General features: G+C 64.6%; 20 protein-coding genes and 3 riboswitches. Of the genes, 19 read left to right on the forward strand and 1 reads right to left on the reverse strand.

The features are described from left to right. Window positions 1-94 precede the first annotated feature (94 nt). Complete coding sequence (locus DK926_RS00390; RefSeq protein ID WP_125833352.1) at window positions 95-283, forward strand: hypothetical protein; 189 nt, start codon at window positions 95-97, stop codon at window positions 281-283. Here DK926_RS00390 and DK926_RS00395 read toward each other — a convergent pair. Next, window positions 262-2,391, reverse strand: coding sequence for an HNH endonuclease signature motif containing protein (locus DK926_RS00395; RefSeq protein ID WP_243636571.1), 2,130 nt, complete (start codon window positions 2,389-2,391; stop codon window positions 262-264). The genes DK926_RS00390 and DK926_RS00395 overlap by 22 nt on opposite strands. A gap of 244 nt (window positions 2,392-2,635) precedes the next feature. Further along, a riboswitch (SAM riboswitch) is annotated at window positions 2,636-2,732 on the forward strand. Between the two features lie 154 nt (window positions 2,733-2,886). Between DK926_RS00395 and DK926_RS00400 the strand changes: the two genes are divergently transcribed. From DK926_RS00400 to DK926_RS00485, 18 genes are all read left to right on the forward strand, one after another. After that, window positions 2,887-3,831: an amino acid ABC transporter permease gene (locus DK926_RS00400; RefSeq protein ID WP_114327878.1), complete on the forward strand. Its 945-nt coding sequence runs from the start codon at window positions 2,887-2,889 to the stop codon at window positions 3,829-3,831. Next, window positions 3,828-4,610 (forward strand): amino acid ABC transporter ATP-binding protein, encoded by a 783-nt coding sequence (locus DK926_RS00405; protein WP_068421967.1) that lies wholly within the window; start codon window positions 3,828-3,830, stop codon window positions 4,608-4,610. Before DK926_RS00400 ends, DK926_RS00405 begins: the two co-directional genes overlap by 4 nt. A gap of 15 nt (window positions 4,611-4,625) precedes the next feature. After that, window positions 4,626-5,600: an ABC transporter substrate-binding protein gene (locus DK926_RS00410; protein WP_114327879.1), complete on the forward strand. Its 975-nt coding sequence runs from the start codon at window positions 4,626-4,628 to the stop codon at window positions 5,598-5,600. A gap of 8 nt (window positions 5,601-5,608) precedes the next feature. Next, window positions 5,609-6,691 carry an FAD-dependent oxidoreductase gene (locus DK926_RS00415; RefSeq protein WP_114327880.1) on the forward strand — a complete coding sequence of 361 codons (1,083 nt, stop codon included), beginning with the start codon at window positions 5,609-5,611 and terminating at the stop codon, window positions 6,689-6,691. 46 nt (window positions 6,692-6,737) lie between these two features. Beyond that, window positions 6,738-6,833: riboswitch (SAM riboswitch) on the forward strand. A gap of 9 nt (window positions 6,834-6,842) precedes the next feature. After that, entirely contained in the window at window positions 6,843-7,355 is a 513-nt protein-coding gene (locus tag DK926_RS00420; RefSeq protein WP_114327881.1) for a GNAT family N-acetyltransferase, read from the forward strand. Further along, window positions 7,352-8,422, forward strand: a complete 1,071-nt coding sequence (locus DK926_RS00425) for an LLM class flavin-dependent oxidoreductase (RefSeq protein ID WP_114327882.1) — start codon at window positions 7,352-7,354, stop codon at window positions 8,420-8,422. Before DK926_RS00420 ends, DK926_RS00425 begins: the two co-directional genes overlap by 4 nt. Continuing rightward, the gene (locus DK926_RS00430) at window positions 8,419-9,447 is read left to right on the forward strand and encodes an LLM class flavin-dependent oxidoreductase (RefSeq protein ID WP_114327883.1); all 1,029 of its coding nucleotides are present in this window, start codon (window positions 8,419-8,421) and stop codon (window positions 9,445-9,447) included. Before DK926_RS00425 ends, DK926_RS00430 begins: the two co-directional genes overlap by 4 nt. A 2-nt stretch (window positions 9,448-9,449) precedes the next feature. After that, complete coding sequence (locus DK926_RS00435; RefSeq protein WP_114327884.1) at window positions 9,450-10,796, forward strand: NtaA/DmoA family FMN-dependent monooxygenase; 1,347 nt, start codon at window positions 9,450-9,452, stop codon at window positions 10,794-10,796. After that, window positions 10,768-12,192 carry an MFS transporter gene (locus DK926_RS00440; RefSeq protein ID WP_114327885.1) on the forward strand — a complete coding sequence of 475 codons (1,425 nt, stop codon included), beginning with the start codon at window positions 10,768-10,770 and terminating at the stop codon, window positions 12,190-12,192. The genes DK926_RS00435 and DK926_RS00440 overlap by 29 nt, the downstream gene beginning before the upstream one ends. Next, window positions 12,189-13,316 (forward strand): LLM class flavin-dependent oxidoreductase, encoded by a 1,128-nt coding sequence (locus tag DK926_RS00445; RefSeq protein WP_114327886.1) that lies wholly within the window; start codon window positions 12,189-12,191, stop codon window positions 13,314-13,316. Before DK926_RS00440 ends, DK926_RS00445 begins: the two co-directional genes overlap by 4 nt. Before the next feature lie 53 nt (window positions 13,317-13,369). Further along, window positions 13,370-13,465, forward strand: a riboswitch (SAM riboswitch). Window positions 13,466-13,665: 200 nt separating this feature from the next. After that, a complete protein-coding gene (locus DK926_RS00450; RefSeq protein WP_114327887.1) occupies window positions 13,666-15,282 on the forward strand; it encodes an ABC transporter substrate-binding protein in 1,617 nt (538 codons plus the stop codon). 2 nt (window positions 15,283-15,284) lie between these two features. Next, window positions 15,285-16,289 carry an ABC transporter permease gene (locus tag DK926_RS00455; RefSeq protein ID WP_114327888.1) on the forward strand — a complete coding sequence of 335 codons (1,005 nt, stop codon included), beginning with the start codon at window positions 15,285-15,287 and terminating at the stop codon, window positions 16,287-16,289. Continuing rightward, window positions 16,282-17,169: an ABC transporter permease gene (locus DK926_RS00460; RefSeq protein ID WP_114327889.1), complete on the forward strand. Its 888-nt coding sequence runs from the start codon at window positions 16,282-16,284 to the stop codon at window positions 17,167-17,169. Before DK926_RS00455 ends, DK926_RS00460 begins: the two co-directional genes overlap by 8 nt. Beyond that, window positions 17,166-18,755, forward strand: coding sequence for an ABC transporter ATP-binding protein (locus tag DK926_RS00465; protein ID WP_114327890.1), 1,590 nt, complete (start codon window positions 17,166-17,168; stop codon window positions 18,753-18,755). The genes DK926_RS00460 and DK926_RS00465 overlap by 4 nt, the downstream gene beginning before the upstream one ends. Continuing rightward, window positions 18,748-19,839, forward strand: coding sequence for an LLM class flavin-dependent oxidoreductase (locus DK926_RS00470; RefSeq protein WP_114327891.1), 1,092 nt, complete (start codon window positions 18,748-18,750; stop codon window positions 19,837-19,839). Before DK926_RS00465 ends, DK926_RS00470 begins: the two co-directional genes overlap by 8 nt. Next, on the forward strand, window positions 19,839-21,206 hold the full coding sequence (locus DK926_RS00475) for an NtaA/DmoA family FMN-dependent monooxygenase (RefSeq protein ID WP_114327892.1): 1,368 nt from the start codon (window positions 19,839-19,841) through the stop codon (window positions 21,204-21,206). The genes DK926_RS00470 and DK926_RS00475 overlap by 1 nt, the downstream gene beginning before the upstream one ends. After that, window positions 21,203-22,003, forward strand: coding sequence for a DUF1684 domain-containing protein (locus DK926_RS00480; RefSeq protein ID WP_114327893.1), 801 nt, complete (start codon window positions 21,203-21,205; stop codon window positions 22,001-22,003). The genes DK926_RS00475 and DK926_RS00480 overlap by 4 nt, the downstream gene beginning before the upstream one ends. Beyond that, the gene (locus DK926_RS00485; RefSeq protein WP_114327894.1) at window positions 22,000-23,127 is read left to right on the forward strand and encodes an LLM class flavin-dependent oxidoreductase; all 1,128 of its coding nucleotides are present in this window, start codon (window positions 22,000-22,002) and stop codon (window positions 23,125-23,127) included. The genes DK926_RS00480 and DK926_RS00485 overlap by 4 nt, the downstream gene beginning before the upstream one ends. Window positions 23,128-23,160 lie beyond the last annotated feature (33 nt).

A 23,160-nucleotide genomic window follows, 5' to 3' on the forward strand; every position in this document is an offset into this window, starting at 1 on the left:
TGAACTTTTGGAGCGGTCGAATTGCCATGATCTCGGGTGGCGTACTGGTCGGGTCGACGCTGGCTGAGCGGTGCTCGGGCCGCTTCTGTTGTTCGTGCCGTTCGCTGAGCACTACGGGTGGACGGCGATCACGGCTGCCGACAACCGGACGGTGAGCTCGTTCGTGGGCGACGCCCCCGCTTACGACGAGCAGGCTCTCGCAGCGGTCGTGACGATCCTGCTGTGCGGCGTTGTCGCGTGGACGTTGACCCGGCACGCGAATCAGAACGGTGGTGGTCGGTAATTCTCGCGGGCGGTAACGATGGCGCGGTGTTCGAGGAATCGTTCGCGGAGGTAGACGGCGTCGTCGCGTTCCTGTGAAGTGCGGGCGCGTGCGATGTCGCCGAGTGTCGGCACGTTCGTCACCGTCTCGGGGTTCAACAGCCGGCCCCAGTCGGTGTCGGTGTCGGTGATGTTCTGTTCCCACCAGGTGGGTTCGTAAAGTTCGTCGGAGGGTTCGTCGTCCGGTGGTGGTTCCGTCGGTCTCTCCTCATCGACGACAAGAACTGCCGCAGAGCGCTCGTCTTCGATAGTGGCCGGCAGTGGGCGTGGTTTCCGATTGTGTACGAAGGTGTCCGGGACCAGGACGGTGCCGTAGTTCGACGGGGTGATGCGTTGCAGTCCTGAGGTCGAAGTCCAGATGATGGCGTCGCCGGCGAGTCGTGCTGCGGCCCAGAGCTTCAGGGTCTTGGCTTGGTGATGGAAGTGGCACAGCGGCTGGACGTTGGCGCGGATGGTCCAGCCGCCTGCTCGGGGGTTGGTGTGGTCGAAGGGAACGATGTGGTCGATCTCGCAGGCTGCTGCGGGCACACTGCACCCAGGGAATGTGCAGGTGGAGAACGTCGCGCGTGTGAGTGCGACGAGTTCTGCCGTGGGTCGGTAGGTCAGTGCTCCCGGTGGCGGTTCGGTGTGTCCACCGTGGCCGTCGGGGTGAATGCCCTTCGCGAGTGCGGGGTCTGCGGCTGCGGCATCGAGAAACCGCGAAATCATCTCGGAAAGAGCGACATCGCGGCCTGGGCGTAGGCGCCGGCGTACCGCACGCGGGAGTGAGCGGGAAATGGAGGTGGTGCAGGGGATCAGCGCTGCGCTCAGAGGCCCGACCGGATGGATTCGGCCGCGTTTGATCGGGCGGTAGGCAATGGGTCGGTGGTCGGTCGAGTGGTGAGCTGTCTGTTCGGCGACATCTTCAGCTGCGCTAGGGTTTTCGTGGTCGGCGGCCGCGGTGTCATCGGGTTCGTCTGTACCGCAAGCATTCTCGCTTCCCGCACGCTCGCTGCCCGAATGTTCTTCCTGCGCCACCGCGGAGTCGACATCCTCGGCCGTGTCGTCTGCAGACTCGTCCGCCTTGTTGCCGTGTCCTTCTTCCGCGCGGATGTCCTCGATGAGTTCGGTGAGAATCATCTGCAGTCGGGAGTCGCCAGCGAGCCGTCGGGCTGTGTCGGGGTCGAGGATGGTGCCGTCGCTGAGGGTTGCGGGTCGGTCGGTGAGTCCGAGGAGGGTTTCGATGTCTACGGTGACTTGCAACAGGTGTGGACGTCGCTTGGAGTGATGCTCCTGCTGTCCGTTGACCGGGCATACGTCGGTTTCGCACATGCAGGCGATGAAGTCCTGGCGGTAGACGAGAGCCATGACGGCGTAGCCACGGAGTTGCTTCTTCGTTCGTGGGTCGCGGGAGCAGACGGTGCCTGCGAGTTCGTCGAGCACGGCGTTGATTTCGGCGCCCTCGAGACTGCTCATTCTGGCGCGGAGGGTGGCCATGCCGTCGTCGCCTCGAATGACGTCGGCGCGTCGTTCTTCGGATTCGACTTTCTTACGCGCTGCTGCGGCCTCGTCGGGGTCGTGTTCGATCCACAGGCTCCAGATGCGGTCGCGGAGGGGGCCGACGGTGGTGTGCAGTGCGGTGGCGAGGACGTCGTCCTCGATCGCGTGGACGGTATCGTCGGATGCCTTCTCGAGCACCAGGGCGATGGTGCGGACCCTAGGGTAGTCGATATCGCCTGCGGTGAAAGCGCCGTCGACTGCGGGCAGTCGCCAGGCGAGCTGTTCGCCGATGGTCATCATGTCGCTGGTGACGGTGCGCGACAAGGACAAGGCGACCGACGCCTCGCACTGGACGGTACGTTTGGCGAGTGCGATGTCGGGTTCGCCGTCGCCGGATTCGTGGATGTCGGCTTCGGTGCAGAAGCGGAGCTCGAACAGGGCGTGCAGGTTGTGGACCATCGTTGCGGCGGCGATGTTCTCGGCGCGGCGATTGCTGGCGAGCGTCGCCAACAGTTCCGACGCCTCCGCGTCGGCGGCACGACGGATCGCGTCCGCCTCGCCTGAATTATCAACGCCCCCCGGCATTCCCATGCCCACTACGATAATCGAACATGCGTTCGAATACAAGGGAGGCCGCCCACTACGTCGCCCGCGCAGGTTGCAGCGCACGCGCACGTTGCAACCTGCGCGCTTGCTGGAAGGTGCGCGGCCGGACGCGAACGGTCGAAACCCGCAAGAGTTCGAATCACCGTGATTCGAAGTCGAAGCTCAAGCGCCGCAATGCAATCGAAAACCGGAGACTTGACGGCTGTACTAGGTACCGAATACATTCCTGTCACCATCCAGAGCGACCAAGAGACCTGGCTCGTCGACGTCGCAGCAACCCCCTTCCTCACGGAAGGTGTGGGTGCTACCGCCAGGACCGATGGAGGACGAACATGAGTATGAGTAGCGCACTGTGTCAGCGACGGGCAATGCGGCGACGCCTGCACGTCGACCTGTGCCGCGTGGGCGCCTGTAGCTGTACCTGCAGATAGTCCCGCCACACACCACACCTCCACCAGAAAGCTTGTTTCGGTGACTCAATTGCAAGCTCGGCCCGCGTCGGCCGAACCGCAGATAGACGACGAAGACCTCGTCGTCGCCAAGAAGTGGCACCCGTGGCGCTGGGTCGTCAGCATCGCGGTCCTCGTGCTGGTCGCGCAGTTCCTCCACGGCCTCGCGACCAACCCGGGATGGGATTGGGGAACGTTCGCTCAGTACTTCACGGCGGCGTCCGTCATGTCCGCGCTGTGGCTGACCATTCAGCTGACGTTCTGGGGCACACTCATCGGGATCGCGATCGGCATCGCGCTCGCCGTGGCTCGCCTGTCGAACAACCCTGTGCTGCAGGTCATCTCCTGGTTCTACATCTGGGCGTTCAGGTCGATTCCTCTCATTGTGCAGTTGCTGTTCTGGTTCAACATCGCCTACCTGTACCAAACTCTCACGCTCGGAATTCCGTTCGGTCCCGCGTTCTTCGAGTTCGACGTGAACAACGTGATCAGCGGTTCGACGGCCGCCATCATCGGTCTCGCGCTGCACCAGGCTGCGTACTCGGCCGAGATCGTCAGGGCGGGCATCATCTCCGTCGACCAAGGCCAGTTGGAAGCGGCTGCTGCACTGGGCATTCCGAAGCGTCGCGAATTCTTCAAGATCGTCCTGCCACAAGCGATGAGAGGGATCCTCCCGAACGCCGCCAACGAGGTCATCAGCCTGTTCAAGGGCACCTCGATCGTGTCCGTCATGGCCATCGCCGAGCTGTTCTACCAGGTTCAGGTCATCTACGGCCGCAACGGGCGGGTCGTTCCGCTGCTCATGGTCGCGACCATCTGGTACATCATCCTCACGTCGATCCTGTCGGTCGTCCAGTTCTACGTAGAACGGCACTACGCCAAGGGTGCGGTGCGCACCATCCCTCTGACACCGGTCCAGAAGATACGCAAGCGGCTCGCCGAGATCACCCTCGCGCCTCGGGGAGCAACCCGATGACCGCCGCACCGGAGAACTCGAAGTACGCCGTCGAAGTCCGCGGCATACACAAGTCGTTCGGACCGCTCGAAGTGCTGAGGGGTGTCGACCTCGTCGTTCGCCCGGGCGAGGTCACCGTCATCATCGGCCCGTCCGGATCCGGTAAGTCCACGCTGCTGCGCACCCTCAACCACCTCGAAAAGGTGGATCAGGGCACGGTCAGGGTCGACGGCAATCTCGTCGGCTACCGCCGCAAGGGCAACAAACTGCACGAGCTCAGCAACAAGGACATCCTGAAGCAGCGTTCGCAAATCGGCTTCGTCTTCCAGAACTTCAATCTGTTCCCGCACCTCACCGTGCTCGAGAACGTGATCGAAGCACCGATCGCGGCGCAGAAGCGGAGGCGCGCCGACGTCGAGCCCGAAGCTCTGGCTCTGCTCGAACGCGTTGGCTTGAAAGAGAAGGCGCACGACTACCCGCGCAGATTGTCCGGCGGCCAACAGCAGCGCGTCGCCATCGCCCGGGCACTCGCGTTGCGCCCCAAAGTGATTCTGTTCGACGAGCCCACATCGGCGCTCGACCCCGAACTCGTCGGCGAGGTTCTCGAAGTCATTCGGGGGCTCGCTCGTGAAGGCGCGACACTCGTCATCGTCACGCACGAGGTCGGTTTCGCCAAGGAGATCGCTGACACGGTCGTCTTCATGGACGGCGGACAGATCGTCGAGAGCGGCACGCCCACGGAACTTTTCGACAACACCCGAGAGGAGCGCACCAAAGCGTTCCTCGCCCACGTTCTCTGAACTCGAGGAAAAGCCATGCCCAGATTCAACCGGGGACTCCTCGTCCTCGCGTCTGCCCTCTCCGCTGCTGCACTGACGCTCACCGCGTGCAGTGAACCCACCGCCGAGTCGGAGGTGGTGACCGAGGACGGTCAGACCTTCGACCTCTCACCGGAGCAGTCCACCCGCGTTCACGCCGACAAGGTCGACGAGATCGCGGCGAAAGTTCCCCAGTCCATTCGTGATTCGGGCGTCCTGACGATTGCTGGAACTGCCGGTACCGCTCCGCCGCTGCGCTTCTACGCGACCGACGACAAGACCGTCGTCGGCTCCGAAGTGGATTTCGGCATCCTCATCGCCGACATTCTGGGTCTGAAGCCAGAGATCACCGTCGCCGACTGGGCGCAGAACTTCGTCAAGATCGACTCCGGTGAGAACGACGTCTTCATCTCCAACGTCACCGTCACCGAGGAGCGCAAGGACAAGTACGACTTCGCGACGTACCGTCTCGACAACCTCGCCTTCGAGACTCAGAAGGACACGGACTGGGTCGTGAACGGCCGTCAGGACATCGCAGGCAAGAAAATCGGTGTCGGATCCGGTACCAACCAGGAACAACTTCTGGTCGGGTGGAACGAAGCCAACATCGCCGAGGGTCTCGCGCCGGCCGAGATCGCCTACTACCAGAACACCTCCGACTACTACCTTGCGCTGTCGTCCAAGCGCATCGACGGCTACGTCGGACCCAACCCGTCCGCCGTCTACCACGCGGCCACCAGCGGTGACAGCAAGATCATCGGCACGGTGTCCGGTGCGGGCGACGCCCTGCAAGGCGAAATCGCCGTGACCACCAAGAAGGACAACGGTCTGATCGTCGCGATCCAGGAGGCGATCAACCACGCCATCGAGGACGGCGATTACCAGAAGGTCATCGACCGCTGGGGGCTGAAGGACGAGGTTGTCACCGAGTCCGTGATCAACCCGCAGGGCCTGCCCCGTAAGGCTGGCTAGACCCAGGCATGAAAGTAGTAGTCGTCGGCGGTGGCGTGATCGGAACAGCATCGGCGTGGATTCTCGCGCGCCGAGGCCACCAGGTCACCCTGCTCGAGCAGTTCGAGCCCGGCCACAAGAACGGTGCGTCACACGGCAGTTCGCGTATCTTTCGACACGCCTACGCCGACGACTTCTACGTATCGCTCGCGTCACGCGCTCACACGCTGTGGCGTGAACTCGAGAACAGTACCGGCACCGAACTTCTCACACTGACGGGTGCCGTTGACCATGGCTTGCCCGCTACCGTGTCGCCCCGGGCAGATGCCTTGGCGCGCGCTGGGCTTGCTGCCGAAGTTCTGCACCCGCACGAGGCGCGGCGGCGTTGGCCCGGGTTGGCGTTCGACACGACCGTCCTGCATCATCCCGATGCCGGACGGTTGGATGCGGACGGAAGTGTCGACGCCTTCGTCGTCGCGGCCCGGAATGCCGGTGCCGCTGTGCATTACGGAAGCCCGGTGCGGGAGATCACCGCGTCGGACGTGTCCACGAACTCTCGGACCTACAAAGCCGACCACGTCGTCGTGGCAGCAGGCGCATGGTCGTCGAAAGTTCTCGGCAGCCGGGTGGACCTTCCCACGCTCGTCACCACGCAGGAACAACCTGCACATTTTCTGCCTACTGTCGACGCCGACTGGCCGAGCTTCATCCACCATCCTGGTGCAGAACTCCGCACCGAAGGAATCTACGGGCTGCAGGGCGTCGAAGGGATCAAGATCGGCGAACACGGAACCGGTCCGGTGGTGGACCCCGACGACAGGGACTTCACCCCAGGCCTCGAAGGGATCGAACGGCTGAAGGCGTACGCCAGAAGCTGGCTGCCGGGCGTGGACGCAGACTCCGCCGACGCTCTGACGTGCCTGTACACGACCACTCCCGATTCGAACTTCGTCGTCGATCGCGTCGGACATCTCACGGTTGCCGCCGGCTTCTCCGGCCACGGGTTCAAATTCGCGCCTGCAATCGGTGAGTTGGTTGCCGATCTGGTCGACGGAGGATCGACGCCGGAGCTGTTCCGTCTGGGCGTGCGTTACGGCGGCGATGTTTCCTAGCGATCGGGAATGAAATACAGTCGTGCCCGGTTCGTACAACTGAACACAACCATCCAGAGCGACCGAGAGACCTTGGCTCGACGACGTCGCAGCAACCATCACGCCGTGCGCGTGGGGGTGCTCCTGCCAGGATCGATGGAAGGAACCGCACTTGACGACGTCGGAAGATCAGCTCGCCTTGCAATTCGTGGCCGTGCACCAGAACGACCCGCTCGCCGCACCGCTGATCGAGGAACTCGCGCTCGAATATGCGACGCGCTACGGCCGCACTCCCGGTGAGCAGTACAGCGAACTTCGCTCTTATCCGGCGGAGGAATTCGCCCCACCGGGCGGCTCTCTCGTCGTCGCCATCTCGGGTGGCCAACCCGTCGCAGGAGGTGCGTTCCGGCAGTACGACGCCACGACCGCCGAGCTGAAGCGGATCTGGACCGCCTCGACACACCGCAAACGTGGTCTCGGCAAACTCGTCGTCGCAGAACTCGAGCGCATCGCCACACAGCGTGGATACTCCCGCATCTACCTGACGACGGGGTGGCGGCAACCGGAAGCTGTCGCGTTGTATCTGTCCGCCGGATACACGCCGCTGTACGACCGGTCGATCCCGGCCGAGGACGTCGGCCCACACCCGTTCGAAAAGCTTCTCGTCTGCGAGGGTGTCGCATGAAGTTTCTGCTGATGAGCCTCGTGTCGCATCGGCCGGACCCTGTTTCCGGTGAGAAGAAGAGCCCGGCGGAGCGATTCCGGAAAGTCATCGACACCGCGGTACTCGCCGAAGAGCTGGGGTACGACGGGTTCGCCGTGGGGGAGCGTCACGAAGATCCGTTCATCTCGGCGTCGCCACCGGTGGTGTTGAGCAACATCGCTGCTCGCACGTCGACCATCGGATTGTTCACGGCCGTAACCACGTTGAGCCTTCTCGATCCGGTGCGCGCCTTCGAGGACTATTCGACGCTCGACAACCTGTCCGATGGCCGACTCGAAATGATCATCGGCAAGGGCAACGGAAGTGCCCAGGCCGCATTGTTTCACGTGACACCCGAGGATCAATGGGATCGTAATCGTGAAGGCTACGAACTGTTTCGCGCGTTGTGGGACAGCGACAGCGTCACGTGGTCCGGTCGTTTCCGGCCTCCGCTCGTCGACGCGAAAGCTCTACCTCGCCCGTTGCAGTCCAGGATTCGCATCTGGCACGGCAGTGCGACAAGCAGGGAATCCGTGGATCTGGCTGCACGGCACGGAGATCCGATCTTCTCCGCCAACGTCACCAATCCGCCCGAGCCGTACGCCGAACTGATTCGCCATTACCGTGAGCGCTGGGCGCACTACGGTCGTCGTCCCGAGGACGCACTCGTGGGCGCCGGCACTGCAGGCTTCCATGTCGCCGCGACGTCGCAGGAGGCCGTTGCCGCATACCGTTTCACGTTCGAGGCACGGCTGGCGGCGCAACGCAGCGCTGGACTCCCGGTCGTCTTCGACTCCCTCGAAGACCTCGTCGAGCGCAGTTCCGCGCTGATCGGCAGCCCCGAGCAGGTGGTCGACAAGATCGGTCGGTACCACGAACAGTTCGGTCACGAGATCATCCATCTCAGCGCGGATGCCGACGGTATCCCCGCGCGTCAGCAGCGTCGTAGCCTGGAGTTGTTCCAGTCCGACGTCGCACCCGTGATACGCGAGCGGATTCCGAGCCGACCACTCGCCGCAGCCAAGGCCCTGAAAGAGGTTCTCGTATGAGTATTTTCGCCGTCGGAATCGAGTTGGACGGAGAGGGTGCTCATCCACGCGCGGCGCGGCGTGCGAACCAGCCGTCGAGCGGGACGATCAGCGGGAAGACGCTATCGCGTCGCGTCGCGGCCGCCGAGAATGCGGGTTTCACGTTCGCCACGTTCGACGACTCGATCCTCCCGCCGTCCGGCGACGTACGCGCGAGGGTCGACGCCGTCGCCCGCGCCTCGTTCGTCGCGGCGACCACGTCCACGATCGGACTCGTCCCGGTCGTCGGCACGACGTACGCCGAGCCGTTCCACACGTCGTCGCAGCTTGCGACGCTCGACTACTCGTCGCGCGGACGTGCCGGATGGATCCCGATTCGTGTGACCGACCCGGCGGCGGCCCGCGCGTGGGGCCGACCCGAAATGACGTCCGACGCGGATCGCACTCGCGAGCAACGAGACTCGATCACCGTCGCTCGACGACTGTGGGATTCGTGGGAGGACGACGCTGTCATCCGCCACGTCGCGAGCGGGCGTTTCCTCGACCGCGACAAGCTGCACTACGTCGACTTCCAGGGCGAGTCGTTCTCGGTGAAAGGCCCGGCGATCGTGCCGCGCCCACCGCAGGGACAGCTCGTCGTGTTCGGCACGGAGGACGAGCGCGACCTCGTCGACGTCGTCCTCGTCCGCGAGACACCCTCGTCGCGGACGGACGCGCTCACCGTCGTCGAAATCGACGTCGCGCTCGACACCGCGGACGCAACTGCGGCCGAGCGACTCGAATCACTCGGTGCCGCAACGGCAGCGGGTCGAACGAGCTACTCCGGTCCTGCAGCCGGCCTGACGGAACTGCTCACCGATCTAGCTTCCACAGCAGACGGGGTTCGGCTGTTCCCGACGGTCGTCGACGAGGACCTACCGGTGCTGATCCGCTACGTCCTGCCCGAGCTGTTCCAGACAGGCGTCGCGCATCGCCCGGTTCCAGGATCGACGTTCCGCGACAACCTCGGTCTTGCCCGGCCGGTCAATCGTTACGAGAGGGTCTGAACATGAGTGTCCTTCGACCGGACGCCCAGGTGCACTTCGGTGTCTTCTTCCAAGGCGTCAACCACACGACCATCTGGTCCGACCCGCAGAGCGGTTCGCAAATCGACTTCGAGACGTTCCGCAAGATCATCGCGACGGCCGAGCGGGGCCTGTTCGACGCGTTCTTTCTCGGTGAGGGTCTGCGCCTGCGCGAGCAGCAGGGCAAGATCCTCGACCTGGACATCGCCGGGCGTCCCGACGCCATCGCGCAGCTCGCGGCGCTCGCAGGCATCACCGAACACATCGGATTGGTCGCGACCCAGAACACGACGTACAACGAGCCGGGCGACCTCGCGCGTCGCCTTGCAGGTCTCGACATCCTGTCCGACGGCAGGGCAGGGTGGAATGCCGTCACGACCGACAACGCGTGGACCGGTGAGAACTTCCGCCGGGGAGGGTTTCTCGACCACGAGCTCCGCTACGAGCGGGCAGGCCAGTTCATCCAGGCGGCGCGTGCGATCTGGGATTCCTGGGAGAACGGTGAACCGACTCGGGTGCAGCAGAGCACGTCGCAATTCGACATCGAGCTCGACGCCACCCTCCCGCGGAGTGCGCAAGGACATCCCGTCATCTTCCAGGCCGGAGACTCGCCGCAGGGCCGTGACTTCGCCGCTGCCAACGCCGACGTCATCTTCTCCCGTCACGGAACGCATTTCGACGAAGCGTTGACGTTCGCGAACGACATTCGGTCTCGCCTCCGCAAGGCAGGTCGTCCCGAGGACGACATCAAGATCCTTCCCGGTACCCAGATAGTGTTGGCGGAGAACGCGAACGAGGTAGAAGAGAAGGAACGGTGGGTCCGCGAGGGCCAGTTCACCGGGCCGACGGCGTTGTCGCTCATCGGGCTCGTGTGGGGGCGCGACCTGTCCGATCTCGATCCCGACGGTCCGCTCCCCGCGGACGATCCGGTGCCGGCTCCCATCTCGGCGACGCGTGGTGCTTTCCGCGACGGCAAGGATCCGATCGAATTGGCAAGGGAGTGGCGCGCTTTGGCCGAGGCGAAGAACCTGTCGTTGCGTCAGGTCGCCATCGAGACGACGGCCAGGTCCGGCTTCGCAGGTACACCGGGTCAGGTCGCCGACGAGCTCACGCGGTGGGTACGCGAAGGCGCAACGGATGGATTCAACATCTCGCCGTACATCGTGCCGGGTGGTCTCGACGAGATCGTCGACTGGCTCGTGCCCGAGTTGCAGGAACGCGGGTCCTACCGGACTGAATACACGTCGACGACGCTGCGCGGCCATCTCGGGCTGCGTGAGCCGCTGTCCCGCAGGACGTCCGGTGAGACCGATAACAGCGCTGCGGGCTGATCCAGCCGACCGGGTAGCAACTGGCAAAGATGTCTTCGTTTGCGCTGCAGCGGGTTTCACGACGCTTCTCGACTCGGCTGTTCTGAGCATCGGCGTCCCGGCGATTCGGTCGTCGCTCGATGCCGGGACCTCCGAGGTGCAGTGGATCCTCGCCAGCTACTCGCTGACGTTCGGACTGGCGCTCGTTCCCGCGGGTCGCCTCGGGGACGTGATCGGGCGACGGCGGCTGTTCCTGTTCGGGCTGAGCCTGTTCTCGGTGATGGGATTGCTGGGTGCGTTCGCTGCCGAGCCGTGGATGATCGTGGCCGCGCGCCTCGGTCAGGGGATCGGCGCAGGCACCGTCAGTTCGCAGGTGCTCGGGATCATCACCGATCGGTACAGCGGGCATGAACGTGCGAAGGCGTTGGGCGCGTACAGCACTGCTGGCGGACTTGCGGGCCTGTTCGGTCCGATCCTCGGCGGAATCGTTCTCGGGGTCGCCGACGCCGACATCGGATGGCGCTTGTTGCTGGTGCTCAACGTGCCGTTCGCGGTGGTGACTCTCACTGCCGCGCTGTTCGCACTTCGCAAGGATCAGGTGCGTCGGTCGGGGGCGAGCATCGATGTCGTCGGACTGCTCGCTCTCGGGGTAGCGACGCTGTTGCTGTTGCTGCCGATGGTGTCGTCACTGGGGGCTGTGGTGTCTACGGTGCTCGTTCTCGCATCCGTCGGCACGCTCGTCGGGTTCTGGTTCTGGGAGAGGAGTTTCTCGACATCGGGCGGCGTCCCGGTCCTGCTACCGGAACTGCTTTCTGCGCGTGGTTACACACTCGGCACCGCGGTGGCGATGTTCTGGTTCGGCGCCGTGCTCGCGCTGCAAGCGGTGCTCAGTCTGTATCTCATCGAGGGGTTGAACTATCCGGCTTTGCAGGCGGCGCTGATCATGGTCGGCAGTTCGTTGCTGATGGCGATCACCTCGGCGTTCGGGTGGCGGGTGGTGGCGCGGTTCGGACGCAACGCGGTCGTCGGTGCCATCGTGCTCGAGCTGTTCGTCGTAGCCGGGTACATCATGGTCATCGCTCTGTTTCCCAGGGAATTCACCGTGCCGGCGTTCGTCGTCCTCGCCGCACTGTCCGGTCTCGCAAGCGGATTCGTCGACGCGCCCAATCGCGGTATGACGCTGGAGTATTCACCTTCCGGCGCGAACGGTGTGGCGGCAGGTTTTCTCCAACTGTCGCAACGATTGTCGGCGACGATCTCGCTCGCCGCGGTGCCCGGAATCTACTTGGGCGTTCTCGCTGCGGACAGCGAGAACTTCGGGCGGGCAGCCGTTCTGGGGCTCGGGGTCTGCGCGCTGATGTTGCTCGGATCGTTGGCGTGTGCAGTGACGGACAGCAAGAGACGGAGTGGGCAGTGACAAGGACGGCACCGAAGTTTTCGTGGTTTCTTCCTACCGGTGGCGACGACGAACGCCTCGGTGGTACGTCGCACGGAGTGCGCATTGCAGAAAACGCTGCAGCAGTGGTTGATTCCGGCCATCGCGACGCGTCGCTCGACTACCTGACCCGTCTGGCGCAGACCGTCGACCGGCTCGGTTTCCATGCGGTGCTGACGCCGACGGGTGCTCACTGCGAGGACGCGTGGTTGGTCACGTCGGCGCTGATCGCGGCGACGACGCGTCTGAAATTCCTCGTCGCGTTCCGACCCGGTGCCGTAGAGCCGGTCCTGTCGGCGCAGATGGTCAGTACGTTCCAACGACTTTCGGGTGGACGTGCACTGCTGAACGTCGTCGTGGGAGGTGACGACGTCGAACAGCGCGCGTACGGCGACACACGCGGCAAGGACGACCGCTACCGTCGAGCGCTCGAATTCCTCGAAATCGCCCGTGCCGTCGGCGACGGCAAGCCTGTCTCGACGTCGTCCGAGTTCTACACCGTCGAGCGGCCGAGCGGCGCCGGTTTCAGTGGCTACCCGCCGGTCCCGCTTCCCGACGTGTACCTCGGTGGATCGTCCGCGGCTGCCGTCGATGTCGCGGCCGCGCAGGCCGACGTGTTCCTGACCTGGGGTGAACCGCCCAGTCAGGTCGCCGACAAGATCGCGCACGTCAAGAAGGCCGCACACGACCGAGGCAGGGACATCCGAGGCGGGATCAGGCTGCACGTCATTGCGCGTGACACCGCCGACGAGGCGTGGGCGGTTGCCGAGAACCTGATCTCCGGGCTCGACGACGAGATCATCGCACGCAGGCAGAAAGCATTGCGCGGCATCGCGTCCGAGGGGCAGCGACGCATGCTCGATCTGCACGGTGGTGATCGAAACAACCTGCTGGTCGGGCCGAATCTGTGGGCGGGGTACGGTCTGGTGCGCGGGGGAGCCGGTACCGCGCTGGTCGGCAGTCACGCCGAGGTGGCCGACCGGATTCGCGAATATCAGGCGGTGGGCATCGACGAGTTCATCTTTTCGGGCTACCCCCACGTCGAAGAAGCCGAGCATTTCGGGAGGGGAGTGCTACCGCTGTTCGAATCCCCCAATACTCCGTAGGGAATGCCCCAATTGGCATAAGTGTCGTACGTAGTCGTACACTTGCCAGCGCAACACCATCCAGAGCGACCGAGAGACCTGGCTCTACGACGTCGCAGCAACCCCCCGAACAAGTCGGGAGCGGGTGCTACCGCCGGGAACGATGGAGGAACGATGCACGCCACTCACGACGCTGGGTCGATCAGCGCGGGGTTCACGACTGCTTGGGGCCGCATTCACGTCGACCTGTGTCGTCTGTGCGGTTCCAGCTGTTGTCGCTGAGCCTCGACGGCTGAGCATCTTCACCCCTCCCTAATTCAGGACACCCATGTCTGCGGTGTCCTCGCATCTCGAGATCCGGAGTATCCACGTGTCCTCACGTTCCGTTCTGGTGGGAATCGGCACCATCGCTGCCGCCAGTGTCCTTTTGACCGCGTGCGGTGGCGGTTCGTCGTCCAGCACCGCCGACGCGGGTGAGCCCCAGGCGGGCGGAACGCTGCGTTACGGCCTGTCCGGTGCGCCGACCTGCTCCGATCCCGCGCAGTCGGGCACGAATCAGACGATCTACGTCATTCGTCAGATCGTCGATTCGCTCACCGACCAGGATCCCGAGACCGGTGAGATCACGCCGTGGCTCGCGGACAGCTGGGAAGTGGCCCCTGACGCGTCGTCGTTCACGTTCACGCTGAAGGACGGTGTCACGTTCAGTGACGGCACGCCGGTCGATGCCGAGGCGGTCAAGGCCAACTTCGACTCGATCGTGAACACCCTGACCACAGCGAAGTCTCCGCTCGGCGGCAGCTACCTGTCCGGCTACGTCGGCACCACCGTCGTCGACCCGCTCACCGCGAAGATCGAGTTCAACGGTCCGAATGCGCAGTTCCTGCAGGCGACGTCGACGCCGCAGCTCGGAATTCAGTCGCTCGCCACCGTCGCGAAGCCGGCGGAGGCGCGGTGCGACGGCAGCAATATCGGTAGCGGTCCGTTCACGTACGCCGACTACCAGCAGGACAAATCGGTGACGCTCGCCAAGCGCACCGGATACGACTGGGGCTCGGACGTGTTCGGCCACGACGGTGAGGCATACCTCGACACCATCGAATTCACAGTCGTCCCCGAATCGGGTGTCCGTACCGGCAGCCTGTCGTCGAATCAGCTCGACGCGATCAGCGACGCGCTTCCACAGGATGCCCCGCAGATCGAGGCCACCGGCGGACGGATCCTGACGACGTCGAATCCGGGCACGCCGTTCGGCATCCAGCCCAACGTGACTCGGGGTGCGCTGCAGGATCCCGAGGTGCGCAAGGCCCTCGTTCCGGCGATCGACCGTCAGGAACTCGTCGACACCATTCTCGGCCCGGACTTCAAGACTGCAACCAGCACGCTGGCCAGCAGGACTCCCGGCTACACCGAACTCGCGGACGTCACCTACGACCCCGAGAAGGCGAAATCCATACTCGACGCGGCAGGCTGGGTCCCGGGAGCCGACGGCATCCGTGAAAAGGACGGCCAGAAGCTGAGTTTCAAGGTCATGTTCAGTGCCGTGTTCGCCGGTAACCAGGCAATCCTCGAGCTCACCCAGCAGCAGTTGCGTGAGGTCGGCGTCGATCTGCAGCTCGAACTGGTTTCGAATGCCGAGGCCACCGCGCGTCAGGGCACCAAGGACTACGACTCCACGTACTACAACAGCACGCGTGCCGACGGTGACATCCTGCGCACGTCGTTCGCCGTCGACGGCCGAAACCTGAACGCACGCGGCCCGATTCCCGATCTCGACGCGTCGCTGACCGAGGAACTGGCCACCACCGATACCGCAGAGCGCAACGAGATCATCGGTCGCGCTCAGCAGCAGGTGCTCGACAACGGCCTGTGGATCCCGACCATCGAGTTGTCGCAGGCAATCGGCGCAGGCTCGACCGTGCAGGACCTGAAATTCGAGGCGTCGGCCCGTCTTCAGTTCTTCGACACCTGGCTGAGCGGACAGTAGTCATGACCCGGTACCTCGCACAGCGTGTACTGCAGGCGGTTGTCGTCCTGTGGGCGGCGTTCACGATCTCGTTCGTCGTCCTGTTCCTGCTCCCGTCCGATCCGGTCAGCATCGCGGCCGACGGCGGGGGAGCAGGCACCCCGGTCGACGCGGCCGCGATCGCGGAGTTGCAGGCGCGGTACGGCCTCGATCAGCCGGTGTGGGTTCAGTATTGGAACTCGCTCAGCGGCGCTGTCCGAGGTGACTTCGGGTACTCGATTGCCACAGGGCAGAAGGTGACGACGGCGATCTTCGACGCGCTGCCCAGCACGCTGGCGCTCGCCTTCAGCGCCCTGGTGTTGGCCGTGATCTTCGGCGGCACGGTCGCGTTTCTCGCGACCTACACCCGCGCTGGATGGTTGCGCAATATCCTGTTGTCGATCCCGCCACTCGGGGTCGCCGTCCCGACGTTCTGGGTCGGGCTGCTCCTGCTGCAACTGTTCTCGTTCCAAATGCGACTGTTCCCGGCGTTCGGCGACCAGGGGTTCTCGTCGCTGGTGCTGCCCGCGATCACGCTGGCATTGCCGACGGGCGCGGTCATCGCTCAGGTCCTCGCGACGTCCATGACGACCACGTGGAAGCAGCCGTTCGTCGAATCGGCTCGCGCCAAGGGCGTCTCGCGGCTGCGCGTGCAGACCAAGCATGTCGCCCGGCTGTCGTCGATTCCGGCGTTCACGATCGCGGGCGTCCTCGTCGGCAACCTCCTCGCAGGATCGGTGGTCGTCGAAACAGTTTTCTCCCGGGCAGGCGTCGGACGATTGACGCAGACCTCGGTGATGGCGCAGGACATTCCCGTCGTGCAGGGCATCGTCGTCCTGACGTCGTTGGTGTTCGTGGCGATCAATCTGCTCGTCGACGTGCTCTACCCGCTGATCGACCCGCGCATCGTCGCGGAGTACAAGAAGCCGGCAGCGAAGGCCGACGCCGTGAACTCCGAGTCGCCGGTGAAGGAGAAAGCCGATGTCTGACATCTTGATTCGCGAGGTCCAGGAGACCGAACCTGAGGCGACGGCACCGGTTCCTTCCCCGCGACGGCGCCGCTCGCCGCGGTCTTGGCTGAAGAACGTCTGGCTCGTGGTGTCGACGGTCGTACTGCTCCTCGCCGTCGGGTTCGCCCTGTTCCCGTCGGTGTTCGCGAGCGGCGATCCGTTGAAGGGCGTACCCGCCGACAAGCTGCAGGGCCCGAGCGCCGCCCACTGGTTCGGCACCGACAACATCGGTCGCGACGTGTACACCCGCGTCGTGCACGGCGCGGGACTGTCGCTGACGGCGACGCTGCTGGCCGTAGGAATAGCCCTCGTCGCGGGCTCTCTCATGGGATTGCTGTCCGGTGCCGTCGGCGGTGTGCTCGACGCCGTACTGATGCGCATTGTCGACGTCCTGCTGTCGATTCCGGCATTGCTACTGTCGCTCGCCCTGGTGACCGCGCTCGGCTTCGGCACCACCAACGTCGCCATCGCGGTCGGTGTCTCGCTCGTGGCGAATTTCGCCCGCGTCATGCGGTCCGAAGTGCTCAGGGTGAGGCGTTCGCTCTACGTCGAGGCAGCATACGCGTCGGGCGTGCGGTGGTACGACGTGTTCCGACGCCACATCCTGCGGAACAGCTATGCGCCTGTGATCGCTTTGGCCGCAGTCGAATTCGGTATGGCCGTGCTGGCCGTGTCGTCACTCAGCTTCCTCGGATTCGGAGCGGTGCCACCCACTCCCGAATGGGGATCGTTGATCTCCGAGGGACGTAACTTCCTCGCCACGGCGTGGTGGATGACGACGCTTCCCGGCCTCGTCATCGTCGCCGTCGTGCTGTCCGCCCACCGCGTCGGACACGCCATCGAAGGAGGAAAGCGATGAGCCCGATCCTCGAGGTCCGGGGCCTCCAGGTTTCCTACGGTGAGTCGACGGCGGTGCGCGGCGTCAGCCTGTCCGTCGAGAAGGGCGAGGTCGTCGCAGTCGTCGGTGAATCCGGTTCGGGCAAGTCGACGACGGCGCACGCCATCATCGGTCTGCTCGCCGGCTCCGGACATGTCACCGGAGGCACGGTCACGTTCGACGGCGACCGCATCGACGACGCGTCGGAGAAGACGCTCGATCGTCTGCGCGGCGCGCACATCGGACTGGTCCCGCAGGATCCGACGACGTCGCTGAATCCGGTCATCCGCATCGGCGACCAGGTCGCCGAAGTGCTTCGCGTGCACGGTCTTGCGACCAAGCGATCCGCGAAGGTCGACGCGATCCGTATCCTCACCGAAGCGGGCATCGACAACCCGGAGGTCCGCGCTCGGCAGTACCCGCAGGACCTGTCCGGTGGTCAACGCCAGCGTGTACTCATCGGAATTGCCCTGGCGTGCAGGCCGGAACTGGTCATCGCCGACGAGCCGACCAGCGCGCTCGACGTCACTGTCCAGCGCCGCATACTCGACCACCTCGATGCGCGGATCGCGGAGACGGGCGCTGCCGTTCTGCTCATCACGCACGATCTCGGTGTCGCCGCGGACCGTTCGGATCGGCTCGTCGTCATGAGCAAGGGCGAGATAGTCGAAACCGGCCGCACCGCAGATGTTCTCGCGAACCCGAAGCACGAGTACACGAAGTCGTTGCTTGCCGCGGCGCCGAGTCTGAGCACCGAGGTGCGGCAGGCTCGCCCGTCGTCAGATCCGATTCTGACCGTCAGCGATGTGTCCAAGACGTTCCGCATCGGCCGCGGTGTGTCGCTCGACGCCGTGAAGTCGGCGTCGATCACCGTCGAACGTGGCCGGACGCTGTCCATCGTCGGCGAATCTGGTTCCGGCAAGTCGACTCTCGCGCGCATCTCCATCGGTCTCGAGACGCCCACGTCGGGTTCCGTGCAGTTCGACGGTACCGAGGTGTCCACCCTGAAAGGCTCCTCGCTGCGTGCGCTGCGTCGCCGCGTGCAGATCGTCTACCAGAACCCGTACGCGTCACTGAACCCCAAGTTGAGCGTCGAGCAGATCGTGCGTGAACCGCTCGACGCATTCAAGGTCGGTTCGTCGGCGGAAAGAACAACGCGCGCAGCCGAACTGCTCGACCATGTCGCGCTCGGGTCCGACTATCTGCGCCGTAGACCTGCCGAACTGTCCGGCGGCCAGCGCCAACGCGTCGCGATCGCCCGCGCGTTGGCGCTGCATCCGGAACTGCTCGTTCTCGACGAGCCGGTGTCGGCGTTGGACGTATCCGTGCAGGCGCAGATTCTGACGTTGCTCTCGAATCTGCAGGACGAACTGGGGCTCAGCTACCTGTTCATTTCGCACGATCTCGCGGTGGTCCGCCAGATCAGTGACACCGTCGCGGTCATGCAGTCCGGGTCGATCGTCGAATACGGCACGACCGCAGCAATTTTCGATTCACCCCAGCGTGAGTACACGCGCGAACTGCTGGCAGCGATACCGGGCACCCACAAGGAGACACTTCATGCCTGACAGAGCTTTCCTCACTGCTGTCGAATTGCAGGGCACCGGCAGGCATCCGGCGTCCTGGCGGCGAGCGGATTCTCGCGCAGAGGACCTGTTCACCGCGGCTTACTGGACCGAACTGCTCGAACGCGCCGAGCGTGCGGGCGTCGACTTCGCGTTCATCTCGGATTCGTTCGCACGCGGGGCGCACACGACCGCGTCGTTCGGCCAGCTCGACGCCGCATCGATCGCAGCACGTGCCGCGGCAGCCACCTCGTCGATCGGACTGATCCCGACGGTCACCGTCACGCACACCGAGCCGTTTCATGTCTCGAAGCAGATCGCGAGCATCGACTTCGCATCGCACGGCCGCGCCGGCTGGGAGGTCGCTGTGTCACCCGGCGTCGACGACGCGAAGGCGTTCGGCCGCAAAGGTGTTCAGGATGCGGCCGATCTGTGGCGTGAAGCCGACGACGCGGTCGAGGTCGTGACGCGGCTGTGGGACAGCTGGGAGGACGACGCGGAGATCCGCGACCAGAGCACCGGGCGGTTCATCGATCGAGACAAGCTGCACTACATCGACTTCGAGGGTGACTACTTCTCGGTGAAGGGTCCCTCGATCACACCCAGGTCCCCGCAGGGGCAGCCCGTCGTGACCGTTCGGTTCACAGGTGAGCACTCTCTGCCGGTGGCAGCCGCCCGCGCGGACGTCGTCCGCATCATCGCCCCGACGACAGCGGAGGCGGCCGTCGTCGCGGCGCGGGTGCGGCGAGCCGTCGTCGCGGCGGGCCGGGACCCACAGAATGTCGCAGTGCTGTTGGATGTCGACGTACTCGTGTCCGACACCGCTGCCGCGGACGTCGACCAACTCGACAGGTGGGAGCCGTACGTCTCGGACACCGTGCGCTACGTAGGGGATTCGGCCGGCCTCGTCGACCTGCTGAACGAGGTGGACGAGTCGAGAATCGTCGACGGCATCACGTTCCGCCCGCTTGCACTGGCGTCGGGGGTCGCCGCATTGCCGCCGCGGGAGAACCGTGCGTCCGGACTACTGAGGGAACGTCTCGGCCTGTCTCGTCCGGTGAACCGCTATGCAGAAGGAGCGTTGTGATGGTCGAGCGTAAAAAACAGATTCACCTCGGTGCGCATTTTCCCGGCGTCAACAACACGACGGTGTGGAGCGATCCGGCATCGAAGAGCCAGATAGAGTTCGACTCCTTCGTGCATCTCGCGAAGACGGCCGAACGCGGTCTGTTCGACTTCTTCTTCCTCGCCGAAGGCCTCAGGCTGCGTGAGCACCGGGGCAGAATCCACGATCTCGACGTCGTCGGGCGCCCCGATACGCTGATCGTGTTGAACGCCCTCGCCGCCGTCACGACGCATCTCGGACTCGCAGGCACGATCAACACGACGTTCAACGAACCGTTCGAACTGGCCAAGCAGTTCGCGACGCTCGATCACCTGTCGAACGGTCGCGCTGCATGGAACATGGTGACGTCGTCCGACGCGTTCACCGGTGAGAACTTCCGCCGCGGCGGCTACCTGGACCGTAAGGATCGGTACGTCCGCGCCCGCGAGATCATCGACGTCGCACGGAAACTGTGGGACAGCTGGGGCGAGGACGACCTCGTCGTCGACCGTGAGAGCGGGATCTTCGGACGCAGCGACGCGGTCGGTCGTGTCCGGCACAGTGGGCAGCAGTTCGACATCGACGCTGCGTTCACCGTCCCGCGCAGTCCGCAGGGCCATCCGGTCCTGCTGCAAGCAGGAGACTCCGACGAAGGCCGCGAGTTCGGCGCAGCCGAGGCCGACGCGATCTTCACCGTGCACGGAACACTCGAGGCCGGGCAGGCGTTCTACTCCGACGTGAAGGGCAGGCTGGCGAAGTACGGCCGAGCGCAGGACGATCTCAAGGTGCTTCCCGCGGCCACGTTCGTTCTCGGCGACACCGAAGCCGAGGCGCACGAGCGTGCCGACATCATCCGTCACCAGCAGGTCGGGCCGCAGACGGCCATCTCGTTCCTCGAGCAAGTGTGGGGGCGTGACCTGTCCGAATACGACCCCGACGGACCGCTGCCGAAACAGGACCCGACCGACGATGTGAACATCACGCGGGGCCGGGTCCGTCATGCCGATCCCGCCGCGGTCGCACGCGACTGGCGTGAGCGCGCCGAGGCGAAGAACCTCAGTATTCGCGAATTGATCATCGAGGTCACGACGCGTCAGCAGTTCGTCGGTACTCCCGCGCAGGTGGCAGCCGAGATCGACAGCTACGTGCAGAACGACGCGTGCGACGGGTTCATCCTCGTCCCGCACATCACCCCCGCCGGCCTCGACGAATTCGTCGACAGGGTGGTTCCGCTGCTGCAGGAACGTGGCAGCTTTCGCACCGGGTACAGCGGCACCACGCTGCGCGAGCACTTGAACCTCGCCCACCCGCACGACACCGACGAGCGTGAAGGAGTACGAGCATCATGACCAGTACGGTCAAACCGGGTCGTTCCGCAGGCTCCGCTCCTGCCGACAGCTTCGAAACTCAGTGGAACACCTGGCACACCGACCGGGAGAGCTACTATCGTGACCCGCTCGGCTGGGTCGCGCTGACCGGATTGTATTGGCTGACGGACGAATTCGAGACAGTCGCCGACCTGCCCGGTCGGTGGAAGGCCGACGCGGATGCCGTCTACATCGAGGGTCTGGACGTCGAGCGGCTCGAGCCCGTCGAAGGCGCACCCGGCATTCTCGTCGAGGACGGTGACCGACGCATCGAGGTCATTCGTCGGACCGGGGCGGTGGCGTTGCGTGTGCACGATCCGAAATCGCCTCACCTACGGTCGTTCCAGGGCATTCCGACCTACGCACCCTCCGAACGATGGACTGTCACAGGCACGTTCACCCCGTACCCGGAAGCGAAGATCGTGACGACGGGAGCCGTCGTCGAAGGCTTGGAGCATCATCACACCGCCGTCGGAACCATCGATTTCGAGTTGGGTGGTGAGCGTCAGCAGTTCGTCGCATTCGGCGGTAAACGAGGTGGGTTGCAGATTTTGTTCACCGATGCCACGAGTGGTGTGACGACCTACGCGGCGTCCCGTTCGCTCGCGGTCGCGGATCCGGACGCCGATGGTCGCGTCACCCTCGATTTCAACCGGGCGTCGAATCTGCCGTGCGCGTTCACCGATTACGCGACGTGCCCGGTCGCTCCTGCCGAGAACAAGCTGACCGTGGCCGTCGAAGCGGGGGAGAAAACACCGGAATTCGAGGTCCCTGCGTGACGCGAGTGCCGCTGAACGTACTCGACCTGTCGCCGATCAGCGAGGGATCCACTGTTCAGCAGGCTCTGCGCAATACTCTCGATCTGGCGCGGCAGACCGAGGAGTGGGGTTACGCACGGTATTGGGTGGCGGAGCATCATTTCGTGGCTGCGGCGAGTTCGTCACCCGCCGTTCTCGTCGGTCTGATCGCTGCTGCTACCAACAGGATTCGCGTCGGATCCGCCGCCGTGCAGATCGGCCATCACACGGCCGCGTCGGTGGTCGAGTCCTTCGGAACCGTCGACGCGCTGTACCCGGGCCGTATCGATCTGGGGATCGGCCGGTCCGGTCAACGCCGCGCGGAAGCGTTGGCAGGCAAAGACAGGCCGGAGCCCGAGCACGAGGAGAAAGTCGTCGAGGGGACTCTGTTCCCGAAGCCGTTCCAATCCGGCAAGTTGATCCTGTCGGAGCGACTGCGTGCGTCCGGCGATGTACTGCAGCAACCTCATGCCGAAGCGCCCGACTTCGAGGACCAGCTGAGCGACATCGTCGACTTCCTACGCGGTGACTTCAGCACGCCGTCGGGTGTGCAGTTGACCGCCACGCCAGGTACGGGCGCCGACGTCGAACTGTGGTTGTTCGGAAGCAGCGGTGGACAGAGTGCGCAGGTCGCGGGCGCGCGCGGGCTGCCGTTCGTCGCGAACTACCACGTCAGTCCGGGAACGACGCTCGAGGCGGTCGAGGCGTATCGTGCGGCGTTCGTGCCGTCGGCGACGCTCGACGAACCGTACGTCGTCGTGTCCGCAGATGTCGTGGCCGCCGAATCCGATTCGGAAGCCGAGTATCTCGCGTCGTCGTTCGGGCAGTGGGTGCACAGCATTCGCAGTGGCCACGGTGCCATCCCGTATCCGGACCCGAAGACCGCAGAGCCGCTGACAGACGAGCAGCAGGTTTTGGTGGCAGATCGGGTCGCGACGCAATTCGTCGGGTCCGCTGCGACTGTCGCAGAGAAGTTGGACGGTCTGCAGAAGGCGACGGGCGCAGACGAACTGGTGGTCACGACGATCACTCACGATCACGCGGACCGGCTTCGGTCCTACGAACTGCTCGGCAAAGAGTGGGGCTTGCCGCGGTTGCGGGTCTGAGTTCCGCATCGATGGACCGCGACATTCGATGGA

The sequence above is a fragment of the Rhodococcus sp. Eu-32 genome, assembly GCF_003336925.1.
GTDB classification, from domain to species: domain Bacteria; phylum Actinomycetota; class Actinomycetes; order Mycobacteriales; family Mycobacteriaceae; genus Rhodococcoides; species Rhodococcoides kyotonensis_B.

Excerpts from the sequence above, each read along its gene's own strand:
- DK926_RS00470 (WP_114327891.1), top strand. The coding sequence starts at position 18,748 with ATGCCTGACAGAGCTTTCCTCACTGCTGTCGAATTGCAGGGCACCGGC.
- DK926_RS00395 (WP_243636571.1), bottom strand. The coding sequence starts at position 2,391 with ATGGGAATGCCGGGGGGCGTTGATAATTCAGGCGAGGCGGACGCGATC.
- DK926_RS00465 (WP_114327890.1), top strand. The coding sequence starts at position 17,166 with ATGAGCCCGATCCTCGAGGTCCGGGGCCTCCAGGTTTCCTACGGTGAG.
- DK926_RS00460 (WP_114327889.1), top strand. The coding sequence starts at position 16,282 with ATGTCTGACATCTTGATTCGCGAGGTCCAGGAGACCGAACCTGAGGCG.
- DK926_RS00430 (WP_114327883.1), top strand. The coding sequence starts at position 8,419 with ATGAGTATTTTCGCCGTCGGAATCGAGTTGGACGGAGAGGGTGCTCAT.
- DK926_RS00425 (WP_114327882.1), top strand. The coding sequence starts at position 7,352 with ATGAAGTTTCTGCTGATGAGCCTCGTGTCGCATCGGCCGGACCCTGTT.
- DK926_RS00480 (WP_114327893.1), top strand. The coding sequence starts at position 21,203 with ATGACCAGTACGGTCAAACCGGGTCGTTCCGCAGGCTCCGCTCCTGCC.
- DK926_RS00410 (WP_114327879.1), top strand. The coding sequence starts at position 4,626 with ATGCCCAGATTCAACCGGGGACTCCTCGTCCTCGCGTCTGCCCTCTCC.
- DK926_RS00455 (WP_114327888.1), top strand. The coding sequence starts at position 15,285 with ATGACCCGGTACCTCGCACAGCGTGTACTGCAGGCGGTTGTCGTCCTG.
- DK926_RS00415 (WP_114327880.1), top strand. The coding sequence starts at position 5,609 with ATGAAAGTAGTAGTCGTCGGCGGTGGCGTGATCGGAACAGCATCGGCG.
- DK926_RS00405 (WP_068421967.1), top strand. The coding sequence starts at position 3,828 with ATGACCGCCGCACCGGAGAACTCGAAGTACGCCGTCGAAGTCCGCGGC.
- DK926_RS00435 (WP_114327884.1), top strand. The coding sequence starts at position 9,450 with ATGAGTGTCCTTCGACCGGACGCCCAGGTGCACTTCGGTGTCTTCTTC.
- DK926_RS00475 (WP_114327892.1), top strand. The coding sequence starts at position 19,839 with ATGGTCGAGCGTAAAAAACAGATTCACCTCGGTGCGCATTTTCCCGGC.